Origin of the sequence: Cupriavidus sp. CuC1, assembly GCF_044627735.1 — a bacterium.
GTDB classification, from domain to species: domain Bacteria; phylum Pseudomonadota; class Gammaproteobacteria; order Burkholderiales; family Burkholderiaceae; genus Cupriavidus; species Cupriavidus ulmosensis.
Genome location: NZ_JBIUHC010000049.1, coordinates 24,861 through 38,897, shown reverse-complemented (window position 1 = coordinate 38,897; position 14,037 = coordinate 24,861). Strand labels below are relative to the sequence as shown.

General features: G+C 66.4%; 14 protein-coding genes. 11 read left to right on the top strand and 3 right to left on the bottom strand.

Features of this window, described 5'->3' with window-relative positions; translation table 11 throughout:
- Positions 1–159: 159 nt before the first annotated feature.
- Positions 160–1,512, bottom strand: coding sequence for a cytochrome-c peroxidase (locus ACGLHR_RS21450; RefSeq protein WP_400096261.1), 1,353 nt, complete (start codon positions 1,510–1,512; stop codon positions 160–162).
- Positions 1,513–1,741: 229 nt separating this feature from the next.
- On the opposite strand from ACGLHR_RS21450, the gene acpA reads away from it, so the two are divergent.
- The gene (gene acpA, locus ACGLHR_RS21445) at positions 1,742–3,877 is read left to right on the top strand and encodes an acid phosphatase (protein WP_400096260.1); all 2,136 of its coding nucleotides are present in this window, start codon (positions 1,742–1,744) and stop codon (positions 3,875–3,877) included.
- Positions 3,878–4,044: 167 nt separating this feature from the next.
- Here acpA and ACGLHR_RS21440 read toward each other — a convergent pair whose 3' ends face one another.
- Positions 4,045–4,797, bottom strand: coding sequence for a GntR family transcriptional regulator (locus ACGLHR_RS21440; protein WP_318231558.1), 753 nt, complete (start codon positions 4,795–4,797; stop codon positions 4,045–4,047).
- Between the two features lie 160 nt (positions 4,798–4,957).
- Here ACGLHR_RS21440 and ACGLHR_RS21435 point away from each other — a divergent pair, with 160 nt between their 5' ends.
- The 5 genes from ACGLHR_RS21435 to ACGLHR_RS21415 all read left to right on the top strand — a co-directional run bounded on the left by ACGLHR_RS21435 (position 4,958) and on the right by ACGLHR_RS21415 (position 9,449).
- Positions 4,958–5,239, top strand: a complete 282-nt coding sequence (locus tag ACGLHR_RS21435; protein WP_006159396.1) for a UxaA family hydrolase — start codon at positions 4,958–4,960, stop codon at positions 5,237–5,239.
- A gap of 47 nt (positions 5,240–5,286) precedes the next feature.
- Positions 5,287–6,462, top strand: coding sequence for a UxaA family hydrolase (locus tag ACGLHR_RS21430; protein ID WP_400096259.1), 1,176 nt, complete (start codon positions 5,287–5,289; stop codon positions 6,460–6,462).
- Positions 6,462–7,397 carry a hydroxyacid dehydrogenase gene (locus tag ACGLHR_RS21425; RefSeq protein WP_400096258.1) on the top strand — a complete coding sequence of 312 codons (936 nt, stop codon included), beginning with the start codon at positions 6,462–6,464 and terminating at the stop codon, positions 7,395–7,397. Before ACGLHR_RS21430 ends, ACGLHR_RS21425 begins: the two co-directional genes overlap by 1 nt.
- Positions 7,394–8,398, top strand: a complete 1,005-nt coding sequence (locus ACGLHR_RS21420) for an Ldh family oxidoreductase (RefSeq protein ID WP_318231561.1) — start codon at positions 7,394–7,396, stop codon at positions 8,396–8,398. Before ACGLHR_RS21425 ends, ACGLHR_RS21420 begins: the two co-directional genes overlap by 4 nt.
- 67 nt (positions 8,399–8,465) lie before the next feature.
- Complete coding sequence (locus ACGLHR_RS21415; protein ID WP_400096257.1) at positions 8,466–9,449, top strand: Bug family tripartite tricarboxylate transporter substrate binding protein; 984 nt, start codon at positions 8,466–8,468, stop codon at positions 9,447–9,449.
- Between the two features lie 27 nt (positions 9,450–9,476).
- On the opposite strand, the gene ACGLHR_RS21410 is transcribed toward ACGLHR_RS21415, so the two are convergent.
- A complete protein-coding gene (locus ACGLHR_RS21410; RefSeq protein ID WP_400096256.1) occupies positions 9,477–10,433 on the bottom strand; it encodes a LysR family transcriptional regulator in 957 nt (318 codons plus the stop codon).
- 202 nt (positions 10,434–10,635) lie between these two features.
- Here ACGLHR_RS21410 and ACGLHR_RS21405 point away from each other — a divergent pair, with 202 nt between their 5' ends.
- From ACGLHR_RS21405 to ACGLHR_RS21385, 5 genes are all read left to right on the top strand, one after another.
- Complete coding sequence (locus tag ACGLHR_RS21405) at positions 10,636–11,349, top strand: 2Fe-2S iron-sulfur cluster-binding protein (RefSeq protein WP_318231563.1); 714 nt, start codon at positions 10,636–10,638, stop codon at positions 11,347–11,349.
- A complete protein-coding gene (locus ACGLHR_RS21400) occupies positions 11,346–11,699 on the top strand; it encodes a succinate dehydrogenase (RefSeq protein ID WP_267605445.1) in 354 nt (117 codons plus the stop codon). Before ACGLHR_RS21405 ends, ACGLHR_RS21400 begins: the two co-directional genes overlap by 4 nt.
- A gap of 20 nt (positions 11,700–11,719) precedes the next feature.
- Positions 11,720–12,058, top strand: a complete 339-nt coding sequence (sdhC, locus tag ACGLHR_RS21395; RefSeq protein WP_400096255.1) for a succinate dehydrogenase, cytochrome b556 subunit — start codon at positions 11,720–11,722, stop codon at positions 12,056–12,058.
- Positions 12,059–12,122: 64 nt separating this feature from the next.
- On the top strand, positions 12,123–13,118 hold the full coding sequence (locus ACGLHR_RS21390) for a tripartite tricarboxylate transporter substrate binding protein (protein ID WP_400096254.1): 996 nt from the start codon (positions 12,123–12,125) through the stop codon (positions 13,116–13,118).
- A gap of 41 nt (positions 13,119–13,159) precedes the next feature.
- Entirely contained in the window at positions 13,160–14,035 is an 876-nt protein-coding gene (locus ACGLHR_RS21385; RefSeq protein ID WP_400096253.1) for a fumarate hydratase, read from the top strand.
- Positions 14,036–14,037: the final 2 nt, after the last annotated feature.

The window sequence follows — 14,037 nt, the reverse complement described above, 5'->3', positions numbered from 1 at the left end:
CCTGACAGTACGGTGTCAGGAGGAAATGGGGACGGATCCGGAAAAGGAAAGGCCCGGCGTAGCTTGCGGCGCATGCCGGGCGAGGCCGGGGGGGCCGTCGCGCCACCCCGCGCTGCCCCCGCCGAGCAAAGCCGGGCGCGCCATTCCGGTTCAGAACGCTCAGTGCGCCGCCGGAATCCGGTAGCCGTCGTTGAGGGTCTTCAGGAACACGATGACGTCGCGGATTTCCGCCTCCGACAGGGCCGGCTTGCTGCCGGGCGCGCCGCCGAACGGGGGTTCCATATTGACGTTGTCACGATGCCGCGCCGACAGGTCGTCGAACTTGTCGATGCTGCCGTCGGCCTTGCGCGGGTACCACTTGCCGGGATTGCTGTCCCGTTGCACGTAGAAGCGCAACACCTCTTCGAGCGAATGAAAGGCGCCATTGTGGAAGAAGGTCTTGCGTTGCGCCACGTTGCGCAGCCCGGGAGTGCGGAACAAGCCACAGTACTCGGCCCGCTCCTTCAGGTCGGTACGGTCCGGCCCGCACAAGCCCATGTCGAAGAAGGCCGGATCGGCATTGACCGCCAGCTTGCGGTTGCGCGGTACGCCCAGCGCGATAAAACCGAAGTCGCTGAAGGCCGGGAACACGCCGTCGGCGCTGATCGCGCTCGGGTGGCAGGCCGCGCAGTTGCCCTTGGCAGGGTCGTTGAACAGGCGCAGGCCGCGCGCTTCCTGCTCGCTCAGCTTGACCTGCCGCCGCAGGAACGCATCGTACTTGCTGCTGTAGGGATAGAACTCGGACGGCGTTTCCTGGAACACCTCGAGCGCCATCAGCGCGGCCTGGAAGGCTACCTCGTCGCGCTCCAGGATGTCGGCGCCAAACACCTCGCGCAACGTTTGCGCGTGCTTGCCGGCGCGCAGCCTGGCGGCCACCGTCGCCGCGTCCGCGTTCGCCATCTCATGCGGCGACAGCAGCGGAATACTGGCCTGCTCGTGCGTGGACGACGCCCGCCCGTCCCAGTTGTGGCCACCGGTGGGGCCCTGGTCTTCGCTGTCGTTGCCGTCGTTCTCGTGGAAGTGCTCGGAGAACGGCGGCACGTTCTGCACATAGCGCAGCGACGGTGCCGCGCGCGCGCCGGTGCGCAGCATGTCGCGGCCGCCCAGTTGCACCGAGAGATCGTTGGCCGGCCCATAAGCGTGTGCCGGGCTGTGGCAGCTCGCGCACGCTAGCCGGCCGGACGCCGACAAGGCGGGATCGAAAAACAACGCCTTGCCAAGCGCGGCCATCGCCGGCACCGAGGGCCGGCGCGTTGCCATCATGTTGTAGAACGCATCGGCGTAGGCCGGCCGCGCGGGCGCGGCGGCCTGGCTGGCAGCCGGAGCGGATGCCGGTGCCGCAGCCACTGCCGCTCCCTCCTGGCCGGACTTGTCACAGCCCGCCAAAGCCAGCGCGAAAGCCAGCAGCAGGGCTCCGGTGGCAAGGCGGGGGATCGGGGAAGGAACTGGCAGCAGGACGGAGCGCAGTGGCATCTGTGCGGCGAAGTGGAATGGCGAGGGCGGGATGGCTACACCAGCCCAGGCACAGGAGATTCAGGAAACGGGCCGCCAAGCTAGCACGCACGCATGACAACGGCGTGTCATCCATGGCCGGATGTCTTCCTTTCGTCCCCGCGCCATCATCAATCTGACATGGAGCAGCGCGAAAATCGCGCGGCTGTACAAAAAAAACCGCCTCGCAAATAACGAAACAGGAAACTCCATGCGCCGAGCCTTGAGACTTTATCCCCTTGCAGCGGTGGCCGCCGCTGCCATGGCCGCCTGCGGCGGCAGCGACTCCGGCAGCGGGAGCGCCGTCACCACCTCGGGCGTGGTGACCGGCAGCTACTTTGAGCACGCCAAGGTCTGCATTGATGCCAACAGCAATGGCAAGTGCGATAGCACCGAGACCAGCACCTACACCGACAAGAACGGCGCCTTTACGCTGACCGGCCAGGGCGCGATCGCCGCCGAGATCGGCAGCGACGCCTTCCGCAACGATGACGCCGGCGGCCACGCGGCCGTGACGCGCCCGCTGGTGTTCCGCGCACCGGCCAGCGCCAACGGCGTGATCAGCGCCATCACGACCGAGCTGGTCGCGATCATGGAGTCCAACGGCGGCGACCTCAACGCGGCCAAGGCACGCCTGGCCACCCGCATCGGCGTGACGGCGGACAAGCTGCTGGCCGACCACAACAAGGAAACCGACAAGACCGTCAAGGCAACCCTGCAGGCAGAGATCGACCAGACCATCGACCTGATCGCGGACTCGGTCGCCGGCGGCGGCGACATCGCCCAGACACTGCGCGACGGCGTGGCAAAGCGCGTCGCCCTCGACAACATCAAGACCGTGGTGGTGATCTATGCCGAGAACCGCGGCTTCGACAACCTCTACGGCCTGTTCCCGGGCGCCAACGGCGTTCCCGGCGTGAACCCCACCTCGACCGGCACCGTCGAGCCGCAGAAGGACTTCGACGGCTCCGCGCTGCCGGTGCTGCCGCCGACCTGGGGCGGGCTCACCGCGGCAGGGCAAACCGTGCAGCTGCCGCAGGCCAGCACCGCCAACTGGGCAAACAAGCCGTTCCAGATCGATATCCCGGCCGGCGTCAACGGCACCGGTGTGGTGGTTTCGCAATCGGTCACCACGCGCGACCTCGTGCATCGCTTCTATAACAACCAGATGCAGATCAACGGCGGCAAGAACGACAAATACGCCGCGTTCTCCGACGCCGGCGGCCTGTCGATGGGCTACTACGACGGCAGCAATATGGCGATGTGGCAACTCGCCAAGCAGTACGTGCTGGCCGACAACTTCTACATGGGTGCCTTTGGCGGCTCGTTCCTGAACCACCAGTACCTGATCTGCGCCTGCGCGCCGCAGTACCCGAACGCCGACGCGGCCACCTCGCCGGCCAAGGCCTCGATCTCGGCGATCGATGTCGACGCCAACGGCAACTTCGTCCGCCTGACCCCGGGCACCGGCAATCCCACCTCCGTGCTCTCCGGCAAGGCCGTGTACCAGAACGACAGCACGCTGACGCCGAAGGATGCCAGCGGCATGTTCTACGCCGTCAACACCATGCAGCCGGACTACCAGCCGAGCGGCAACAAGCCCGCCACCACCGATACCACGGGCCTCTACGCCGACCCCACCAAGGCAACCACGCTGCCGCCGCAGACGCAGACCACCATCGGCGACCTGCTGAACGCACGCGGCGTGAGCTGGGCCTGGTACGCCGGCGCCTGGGCCAAGGCCACGCAAGACCCGACCGCCATCTACAACAACACGGTGCCCAACTTCCAGCCACACCACCAGCCGTTCAACTACTACGCCAACTTCGACCCGGTCAGCCAGGCCGCCAACCGCAGCGCGCACCTGAAGGACTTCGACAGCCAGTTCCTGCAGGACGCCGCCGCCGGCAACCTGCCCGCGGTCGCGTTCTACAAGCCGCAGGGCAACCTGAACCAGCACCCCGGCTATGCCAACGTGACCGACGGCGACGCCCATATCGCCAGCGTGATCGCGCAGCTGCAAAAGAGCCCGCAGTGGAAGAACATGCTGATCCTCGTCACCTACGACGAGAACGGCGGCTTCTACGACCACGCGCAAGTGCCCACCGGCGACCGTTGGGGCCCGGGCACGCGCATCCCGGCGATCCTGGTGTCGCCGTACGTGAAGAAGGGCTTTGTCGACCACACGCAATACGACACGGCCTCGGCCCTGCGCTTCATCACCCGCCGCTTTGTCCTGCCGACCCTGCCGGGCCTGCAGCAACGCGATACCGCCCTGCTCGCCAACAAGGGCAAGGCCATGGGCGACCTGACCAACGCGCTGGACTTCACGGCCATGGCGCACTGAAAGCGCTACAGCGTCGTCATAGCAGCGGCGCTGGCCCATCCGTCGGCGCCTTTCCAGACCGCCGGTTAGCTCCCCTCTCCCACTTGTGGGAGAGGGAGAGACAGCCGTCGTCATGACGCGCGGTGTCGGCCCATCCGTCGGCTTCGACTGATGCGTCAGGTTTGCCCTCAGCTCTCATCCTTCGGCATCTGCGACACGATGAACTCGTGCTCCGCCGTGTTCAACGTCGACACCCGCCACTCCACCGGCTGCCGGTGGTAGGAAAACGCCACGCGGTGAATGCGCATCAGCGGCGCGCCCGGCTCCACGCCGAGCAATGCCTGCTCCCGCTCCGTGGCCAGCACCGAGCGCAACCGCTCCTCGGTCTGGATCACGTTGACGCCGAACGCTTCCTGGTAGAAGTTGTACAAGGTGTTGGGCCGGCCACGTAACTGCGCCTCAGTGAGCCCGGCAAACAGCCGTTCCGGCAGCACGATGTCGTCGATCATCACCGGCCGCTCATCCAGCGACAGCACGTTGGTCAGCTGAAACGCGCGCGCGCCGGCCTCCAGCCCAAGCAGCGTGCACACGCTCTTGTCGGCCTTGATCTTGCGGAACGACTCCAGCTCCACGGTCGGGTAGCCGCGATGGCCGTCCAGGTGGGCCACCTTGAAGAAGCGGAAGAAATGATCGTCGCGCCGGTGCGTGGCCACGAAGGTGCCCCTCCCCTGGTGCCGGATCAGCAGGTTTTCCGCCACCAGTTCGTCGATGGCCTTGCGCAGCGTACCGATCGACACGCCAAAGCGTTCGGTCAGCTTTTTTTCCGACGGTATCGCCTCGCCGGGCTTCCATTCGCCATCGGCCAGCGCCTGCAATGCATGCCGTTTCACGTCCTTGTACAGGACGCCGCCCGGCGGAGGGATCTCTCGTAGGTTACTCATGGCTTGGCACTCTTTCTGAATGACTGCAATGTACCAGAGATTCACTCATCCAACTCATACATATGACATAGTTGACATGAAGGAATTCAGAACCTATTCTTTGTTCCATCGGTTGCCGCTCACCGCATGCTGCGCCGTAACAAAAACCCAAGGAGGAGCAATGATTCACGTAGTGCTGCACGATGCAAAAGACACGGTCGCCGTAGCGGTGGTCGAGGGGATCGAGGCCGGGACCGAGCTGAACGCCTGGATCATGGACGAGGACAAGGTCATCACGGTGGTTGCCAAGCAGCCCATTCCGATTGGGCACAAGGTCGCGCTGCGCGACATGGAAGTGGGCCAGACCGTCTTCAAGTACGGCATCGACATCGGCAAGGTGGTTGCGCCCATCACGGCCGGCGACCACGCCCACGTCCACAACATCAAGACCAAGCGCTGGTAAGCCGCGCCGCGCCGCGTCCCCCAATACCCCATACCGAGAAAACATCCATGTCCGTCATCGACAACCAGACCACCTTCCGAGGCTATCGCCGCGACAACGGCCGCGTCGGCGTGCGCAACCACGTCATCATCCTGCCGCTGGACGACCTCTCCAACGCCGCTGCCGAAGCCGTTGCCGTCGCCATCAAGGGCACGATGGCGATCCCGCACCCATACGGCCGCCTGCAGTTCGGCCCCGACCTCGACCTGCACTTTCGCACCCTGATCGGCGCGGGCAGCAACCCCAACGTGGCGGCTGTGGTGGTGATCGGCATCGAGGATGGCTGGACCAAGAAGGTCGTGGACGGCATCGCCAAGACCGGCAAGCCGGTGGTGGGCTTCGGCATCGAAGGCCACGGCGACCACGACACCATCATGCGAGCCTCCAAGGCCGCCAAGGAATTCGTGCAGTACGCCACCGCCCTGCAGCGCGTGGAATGCCCGATCAGCGACCTGTGGATCTCGACCAAGTGCGGCGAATCCGACACCACCTCCGGCTGCGGCGCCAACCCGACCGTGGGCAACGCCTTCGACAAGCTGCATCCGCTGGGCACCACGCTGGTGTTCGGCGAGACCTCGGAACTCACCGGCGGCGAGCATATCGTGGCCGCGCGCTGCGCCAACGACAAGGTGCGCGACGACTTCATGACGATGTTCAACCGCTACCAGGGCATGATCGACCGCTGGAAGACCACCGACCTGTCCGAATCGCAGCCGACCAAGGGCAATATCGCCGGCGGCTTGACCACCATCGAGGAAAAGGCGCTCGGCAACATCCAGAAGATCGGCAAGAAATGCACCGTCGACGGCGTGCTGGACAAAGCCGAAGAGCCGACCGGCCCCGGCCTGTGGTTCATGGACTCGTCCTCGGCCGCGGCTGAAATGGTCACGCTGTGCGCGGCATCGGGCTATGTCGTGCACTTCTTCCCGACCGGCCAGGGCAACGTCATCGGCAACCCGATCGTGCCGGTCATCAAGCTGTGCGCCAATCCGCGCACCGTGCGCCTGATGAGCGAGCATATGGACGTGGACTGCTCGGGCCTGCTGCAGCGCGAGCAGACGCTGGACCAGACCGGCGACAAGCTGCTCGAATGCATGATGGCCACCATCAACGGCCGCTGGACCGCCGCGGAAGCGCTGGGCCACCGCGAGTTCGTGCTCACGCGCATCCACGAGTCCGCCTGATGAAACAGGTCTGCATCAGCGAGTTCATGGACGCCGATGCCGTGGCGGAGCTGGACGCTTGCGTCCGGCTGCGCTACGAGCCAGCCTGGGTGGACCAGCGCGATGCCCTGCTCGGCGCCCTGGCGCAGACCGATGCGCTGATCGTGCGCAACCGCACCCGGGTCGATGCCGAACTGCTCGACGCCGCGCCCGCGCTGCGGGTGGTCGGCCGGCTTGGGGTGGGACTGGACAATATCGACGTCAAGTCCTGCGAGGCGCGTGGCATCCGTGTGATTCCGGCCACCGGCGCCAACGCGCGCTCGGTGGCCGAGTATGTGGTCACGACCGCGCTGATGCTGTTGCGCGGCGCCTATCAGAGCGGCGCGCCCATGGTGGCGGGAAAGTGGCCGCGCGCGCGCCTGTCGGAGGGGCATGAGGCTCTGGGCAAGACGCTCGGCCTGGTCGGCTTTGGCGATATCGGCCGGCTGACCGCGCGGCTTGCGCAGGCGCTGGGCATGCAGGTGGTGGCGCACGATCCGGCACTGCCGGCCGATCATCCGGTGTGGCACGAAACCGGCGTGGCGCCGATGAGTCTGGAAGCACTCCTGGCCAGCGCGGATGCGGTGAGCCTGCATGTGCCGCTGGTGCCGGCCACGCGCCATCTCATCAATGCGGAGCGCCTGCGCAGCATGAAGCGCGGCGCGGTTCTGATCAACACCGCGCGCGGCGGCGTGGTCGACGAGACCGCACTGGCCGCGGCGTTGCACCAGGGATCGCTGGCGGGCGCCGCGCTCGATGTCTTTGAAGCGGAACCGCTAGGTGCGGGCGGTATCCTGGCGGACGCGCCGAACCTGGTGCTGACGCCGCATATCGCCGGCGTCAGTTTTGAGGCCAACGTGCGCGTTTCCATGATGATTGCGGACGCAGTCAAGAACGCATTGGGAGTGCAGAGATGACCGCCTTTCGGGCAGAAGAACTGGAACAACTCGCCGCGAACGCGCTGAGAAGCGCGGGTGCCAGCGCGGCGCAGGCAGGCCCCACCGCGCACGCGCTGGTGCAGGCCGACCTCGCCGGGCTGCCGTCGCACGGCGTATCGCGCGTGCCGATGTATGTGGCGCACCTGCGCCACCAGCGCGTGAACGGGGATGCCCAGCCCACGGTGGCGCGACAGACGCCCGGCACCACGCTGATCGACGCGCAAGCGGGCTTCGCCTTTCCCGCCTGCGCGCAGGCGGTCTCGGCCGCCATCGCCAGCGCTCACGAATGCGGCATTGGCGCCGGCGTGGTGACCAACAGCCACCACTTCGGCGCTGCGGCCCTGCATCTGGACCCGGTGGCGCAAGCCGGCATGATCGGCATCGCGATGGGCAACTCACCGGCAGCGATGCCGGCCTGGGGCGGCCGCACGCCGCTGTTCGGCACCAATCCCATCGCGGCAGTGTTTCCTCGCAAGGACGCCGATCCACTGGTCATCGACCTGTCGCTCTCGGAAGTCGCGCGCGGCAAGATCATGGTCGCCGCCAAGCAAGGCAAGCCCATCCCGCTGGGGTGGGCGCTCGATGCCGACGGCAACCCCACCACCGATGCGCAGGCGGCACTGCGCGGTTCGATGCTGCCCGCGGGCGGCGTCAAGGGTGCGATGCTCGCCTTGCTGGTGGAGACGCTGATCGTGTCGCTGGCCGGCGCCCACTTCGGCGCGGAAGCCGATTCCTTCTTCGAGGACGCCGGCAACCAGCCACGCATCGGCCAGTTGTTCCTGGCCTTCAACCCAGGTAGCTTCGCAGGAGATGCCGCTTACCACGCCCGACTCGAAGCCCTGATCGCCGCCATGCTGTCGGACAGCGGCACCCGCCTGCCCGGCTCGCGGCGCATCGACGCGCAGGCCAAGGCGCGCGAGCACGGCATCGAGATCCCCGAAGCCCTGGAAAAGGAGTTGCGCACGCTAGCCAAAGCCTGACTACAGCCTGACCGCACCGCATCCACGGCGCCCACCAGAAGGCGCCGGTCCCACCAAAGGAGACACCATGCATTGCACCTTCCTCCGGCGCATAGCCGGCCCGTCGCTGCTTATGCTCACGCTGCTTGCCGGACCGGCCGCAGCCAGCAGCACACCTGCAGCCTTCCCGGCCAAGCCGGTCCGCTATGTCGTTCCGTTTGCCGCCGGAGGCCTCACCGATATCTCGGCGCGACAGGTCGGCCAGTACCTGGCCGAGGAATGGAAGCAGCCGGTGGTGGTGGAGAACAAGCCCGGCGGCAATGCGAATATCGGTGCCGAGCAGGTCGCCCGCGCCAGCGCCGACGGCTACACCTGGCTGGCGGTCACGCTGGCGCATTCGTCCAACGTCACGCTGTTTCCCCGCCTGCCATTCAATATGCAGAAGGACCTGGTGCCGGTGGCGCGCATCGCCTCGTCGCCGATGATGGTGGTGGTGCCTGCCAACTCGCCGATCAAGTCGCTGAAGGACCTGGCGGAAGCGGCGCATAAGGGCCGCCTGACCGCCGGCTCCAGCGGCAACGGCACGCCGCCGCACCTGGCGCTGGCACTGTTCGAACGACTCACCAAGACCACCATCACCCACGTGCCCTACAAGGGCGGCACGCAGTCCATGACCGACCTGATCGGCGGCCAGATCGACGTGGTGTTCTCCAACTTCCCTGAATCGCTGCAGAACGTCAAAGGTGGCAAGCTGCGCGCCCTGGCGGTGACGACGCGCGAGCGCCATCCGCTGATGCCGGATGTGCCGACGGTGGCCGAGGCCGGCTTTCCCGATCTCATCGTGGAGAACTGGACCGGCCTGATGATGCCCGCCGGCACGCCACAGGCCGTGATCGACAAGGTTGGCAACTCGGTGACCAGCTTGCTGGAGGTCAAGGGCGTGCGCGAGCGCATCATCGCCAGCGGATTCACGCCGGCACCGATGGCCAGCGCGGCGTTCACCACCTACTTCAATGGCGAAGTGGCACGCTGGGCCAAGCTGATCAAGGAACAGGACATTCACGCCGACTAAGACCCGCGGCGCTTGCGCCTTCGTCCTTCAGTCTTCAGTCTTCAGTCTCCATCGAGAGGCTGCACGCTCATCGCGTGCGGCCTCCGGCTGCCTGCCGCCGCGAATCGCACCGCTTTGCCGGAAGTATCCCTTGATGACATCCGTAAATGCCAGGCGCGCATGCGTCGTGCGTTCCAGCAAGCCAACGCGGCGCCGCACGTCGACACCGTCGAGCGGCACCAGGCGCAACAGCCTGTCGCCCTCCCAGGTGACGTTGGCCAGCTGCGGCACGATGGAAACGCCGAAGCCCTGCCGCACCAGTTCGATGATCGCCTCGTTCGAATTGAGTTGCATGCTCTCGTTCACGGTCACGCCGCACTGGTCCAGCACCTCCTGCACCAGGTTGCCGGTCCACGTGCCCGGCTCGAAGCGGATGAATGGCGCCTCGGCAAGCATCTCGCGGCTATCGTCGGGCAGGAAGAAATGCGGGTGGCGCGGCACGATCAGCACCATCGGCTCGGTATATAGCTCGGTCCACACCAGATTCCTTGCCAGCGGGCGCGGCGAGCGCGTGACCACCGCGGCATCCAGTTCGCCGTGTTCCACCTTGAGCGCAAAATCGGCCGAGAGGCCGGCGAAGAGCCGCACGTCCAGGCGCGGATGCTCCTGCTTGATCGCCCACAAGGCATCGGCGAACGCGCCCATCAGTACCGACACCAGGGCGCCGATCGCTACCGTTCCCGAGAGGCCGTCATCGCTTCCGCAGGCCAGTGCTTCGTATCGTTGCACCAGCGCCTCCAGCTCCGGCACCAGGCCGCGGCCGGCGGGATTGAGAATGGCCGCGCGCGCATTGCGGTCGAACAGCTGGCAGTTCAGGTCTTCCTCCAGCGCGCGGATCTGCAATCCGACCGCGGCGGGCGTCAGCCCGATCTGCTTGCCCGCCGCGGCAAACGTCCCGCACCGTGCCACAGCGAGGAACGTCTTGAGGGTGCGGATGGAAGGCATTGCGGCTCCGGGATGGCAGTGCGGGGGAAGCGGTCGCGCCAGGTCCGGCACGCGAGCAGGGAAAGGAATTCTTTATCTGGACAAGAGAATTACTAGCTTTTTGCTTGCCGCGCAATCCGGAACAATACGAGCGGACCGCCCGTATCGACAAGCGCCGCAGAGACCGCAGCGGCGCACCGAAAACTCTCCCCCAATCGACCCCATGACTACTCTCAACGTTCGTGTATGGCGCGGCAATGAGGACGGCGAATTCGTCTCCTACCAGGTGCCGCGCAACGCCAGCCAGACGGTACTGGACGTGGTGACCTACATCCAGCGTCACCTCGAGCCGGACCTCGGCTACCGCTTCGCCTGCCGCGTCGGCATGTGCGGCTCATGCGCGATGACCGTCAACGGCAAGGCGCGCTGGAGTTGCCGCACGCACGTCGCCAAGGTCGTGCAGGGCGGCGCACTCGAGATCGCCCCGCTGTCGAACCTGCCTGTCATCAAGGACCTCGCCACCGACATGACGGCCTTCTTCGACAAATGGGCCGCCGCCAAGGGGCAGTTCAAGGGCGCTGCCACGCGCCACGATGCATTCGCCAGCGTCGAGCCCGCCTCCCCCGCGCGCAAGGCCGCGGATGCCGGTATCGAGTGCATCGGCTGCGGCGTCTGCTACGCCTCTTGCGATGTGGTCGGCTGGCGTCCCGATTATCTCGGTCCGGCCGCGATGAACCGCGCGTGGACGCTGGTCAACGATGTGCGCGACGTGGTGGGCACCGAACGCCTGCGCGCCGTTGCCGGCGACGCCGGCTGCCACAGCTGCCATACGCAGGGCTCCTGCACGGAGCGTTGCCCCAAGCAGCTTGCGCCGACGGCGGGCATCGCCGGGCTCAAGCGCATTGTCGCCAAGGCCGCCATCAAGGGGGAGCTATGAACAAAGCCATATCGGTCGGTACCCAGGCCAGGCTGTGGTACTGGCAGCGCATCAGCGCCATGGTGCTGGCGCTGTGCGTAGTGGGGCATCTCATCGTCATCATGGTCGCCGTGCGCGGCGGACTCTCCGGCGCCGAGGTGCTGGCACGCACGCGTGGCAACTGGGCCTTCGGCGTCTTCTACGCCTGCTTCGTGCTGGCCTGCGCGGTGCATGTGCCGATCGGCCTGATGCGGGTCGCAGAGGAATGGCTGGCATGGCGTGCGCGCAGCGTGGTGACGGCGGCATGGCTGTTTGCCGCCGTGCTGGGCTTGGCCGGCCTGCGCGCCGTCTACGCGGTGGTGATGCCATGAAGAGAAACAAGAGAAACGACATGCGCGCGCGCAACCATGCCGCCTATTGGGCCTTCCTGATCCACCGGCTTTCCGGCCTCGCGCTGGCGCTGTTCCTGCCAGTGCATTTCTGGGCGCTCGGCCATGCCATCCGGGGCGAGGCGGCGCTCGACGGCTTCCTGAAACTCACCGACAACCCGCTGTTCAAGGCCGCCGAGTGGGGACTGGTGATCCTGCTCTCGCTGCACATGATGGGCGGCATCCGGCTCCTGCTGATCGAGTTCCGGCCGTGGACGGGCCTGCGCAAGGACTGGGTCGCATTCAGTCTCGGTGCCGGGCTGTGCACCGGGCTGGCTTTCATGCTCTCGCTGTTTTCGTAGGTTCGCAACGATGAGCGTCGCCGGCTGAAGCGGCGCCATTCCCACAACACCAAAGGAGACCACCATGACACCTTCCCCGAAGTCCGCCAGCCGCAGGCGCTGCCTTGCGCTCTGCCTCGGCGCAGCTGCCGTGCTCGCAGCCGGCGCCGCGCAGGCGGATCCATGGCCGACTCGCCCGGTCACGATGATCGTCCCGTTCGCCGCAGGCGGCAGCACGGATGTACTCGGCCGCGTGATCGGGCAGAAGCTGAGCGAGATGTGGAAGCAGACCGTGGTGGTCGAGAACCGCTTGGGCGCGGGCGGTGCCGTCGGTGCGCAGGTCACCGCCAAGGCGGCGGCCGACGGCTATACGATGATGCTGGCCTCGGGCAGCATGTTTACCGTCAACCCGTTCATCTACCAGCGTCTTCCCTACAGCGCCAAGGACTTCACCTTTATCACCAACGTGGCCAGCGGCCCGATGCTGGTCGTCGTCAATCCCGGTGTTCCCGCCAGGAACCTGAAGGAGCTGATCAGCCTGGCGAAGTCCCAGCCGGGCAAGCTCAACTTCGGCTCCGCCGGCACCGGCAGCCAGGTGCACATGGCGGGCGAGGCCTTTGCCGATGCCGCCGGCATCGACATCGCACACGTGCCTTACAAGGGCGAATCGCTAGCCTACAACGACCTGATGGCGGGCCAGCTGCAACTGATGGTGGGCAACATCGCGGCGGCCTCGCAGTTCGTGAAGGGCGGCAAGCTACGCGCGCTCGCGGTCACCGGCACCGAGCGCTCGCCCATGCTGCCCGACGTGCCGACCGTGGCCGAGGCCGGCCTCACGGGCATGGAGGGCGTGACCGGCTGGTTCGGCTTCGTGATGCCGGCTGGCACGCCGCCGGCGATCGTCAGCAAGGTGCAGCAGGACACGGTCAAGGTGCTGGCGGATCCCGACACCCAGGCACGGCTGCTCGCACAGGGCATGAAGCCGGTCGGCAATACCCCGCAGCAACTGAGCGCGGCCATCGCCACGGAATCGGTGCGATGGGAAAAGATCGTCAAGAACCGCAACCTGACGGCCAACTGAGCGCCAGCCAGACACATCCAAGCCGAGCATCGAGGACAGGCATGAACATTGATCTCTCCCTACTGGAAGACGCGGCCAGGGAACTGTATATCCGCGCGCTGAAAATACTGCCGCCCGACGTCAAGGACGGCATCGCGCAACTGCAGGAGAACGAAACCTCCGCCACGGCACGTAGTGTCCTTGCCACCATGAGCAAGAACATCCGCGTCGCGGAGGAGACCGACAACCTGCTGTGCCAGGACACCGGCGTGCCCATCTACAACATGACGATCGGCACTGGCATCGCGGTCGACGGGCATGCCTTCAAGCAGGCCATCCGCCGCGGCTGCGAGCGCGCCACGCGCGAGCACCCGCTGCGGTCTTCCGTGGTGCATCCGCTGACCCGCAAGAACAACCACACGTCTTGCGGCATCGAGGTGCCGGTGATCCACATCGACTTCGACGACACGCCCGGGCGCATGACGCTGGAGATGGTGCCCAAGGGCAGCGGCTCGGAGAACAACTCCTTTCTCAAGATGGCGATCCCCGCCGAAGGCATGGATGCCATCAAGACCTTCGTCATCGACAGCGTGATCGCCGCCGGCGGCAAGACCTGCCCGCCGACCATCGTCGGCGTGGGCCTGGGCGGCACCTCGGACCTGTGCGTGGCGCTGGCCAAGCGCGCCGCCACGCGCGCGCTCGGCACGCAATGCGCCGACCCCGACGGCGCCGCGCTGGAAGCGGAGCTGTCGCGCGCCGTGAACCAGCTCGGGGTCGGCCCGCAGGGCCTGGGCGGCGATGCGACTGCCTTCGCGGTGCATATCGAGCTGGCCTCGACGCATATCACGATGAACCCCATTGCCGTCAACATGCAGTGCCATTCCGCGCGCCGCGCAAGTGCCACCTTCACTGCTGGCGGCATCAGCTACGGATTCTGACC

Bases quoted from the DNA above. Each gene is read 5' to 3' on its own strand.
- ACGLHR_RS21450 (WP_400096261.1), bottom strand. From the start codon at position 1,512: ATGCCACTGCGCTCCGTCCTGCTGCCAGTTCCTTCCCCGATCCCCCGC.
- acpA (WP_400096260.1), top strand. From the start codon at position 1,742: ATGCGCCGAGCCTTGAGACTTTATCCCCTTGCAGCGGTGGCCGCCGCT.
- ACGLHR_RS21440 (WP_318231558.1), bottom strand. From the start codon at position 4,797: ATGAGTAACCTACGAGAGATCCCTCCGCCGGGCGGCGTCCTGTACAAG.
- ACGLHR_RS21435 (WP_006159396.1), top strand. From the start codon at position 4,958: ATGATTCACGTAGTGCTGCACGATGCAAAAGACACGGTCGCCGTAGCG.
- ACGLHR_RS21430 (WP_400096259.1), top strand. From the start codon at position 5,287: ATGTCCGTCATCGACAACCAGACCACCTTCCGAGGCTATCGCCGCGAC.
- ACGLHR_RS21425 (WP_400096258.1), top strand. From the start codon at position 6,462: ATGAAACAGGTCTGCATCAGCGAGTTCATGGACGCCGATGCCGTGGCG.
- ACGLHR_RS21420 (WP_318231561.1), top strand. From the start codon at position 7,394: ATGACCGCCTTTCGGGCAGAAGAACTGGAACAACTCGCCGCGAACGCG.
- ACGLHR_RS21415 (WP_400096257.1), top strand. From the start codon at position 8,466: ATGCATTGCACCTTCCTCCGGCGCATAGCCGGCCCGTCGCTGCTTATG.
- ACGLHR_RS21410 (WP_400096256.1), bottom strand. From the start codon at position 10,433: ATGCCTTCCATCCGCACCCTCAAGACGTTCCTCGCTGTGGCACGGTGC.
- ACGLHR_RS21405 (WP_318231563.1), top strand. From the start codon at position 10,636: ATGACTACTCTCAACGTTCGTGTATGGCGCGGCAATGAGGACGGCGAA.
- ACGLHR_RS21400 (WP_267605445.1), top strand. From the start codon at position 11,346: ATGAACAAAGCCATATCGGTCGGTACCCAGGCCAGGCTGTGGTACTGG.
- sdhC (WP_400096255.1), top strand. From the start codon at position 11,720: ATGCGCGCGCGCAACCATGCCGCCTATTGGGCCTTCCTGATCCACCGG.
- ACGLHR_RS21390 (WP_400096254.1), top strand. From the start codon at position 12,123: ATGACACCTTCCCCGAAGTCCGCCAGCCGCAGGCGCTGCCTTGCGCTC.
- ACGLHR_RS21385 (WP_400096253.1), top strand. From the start codon at position 13,160: ATGAACATTGATCTCTCCCTACTGGAAGACGCGGCCAGGGAACTGTAT.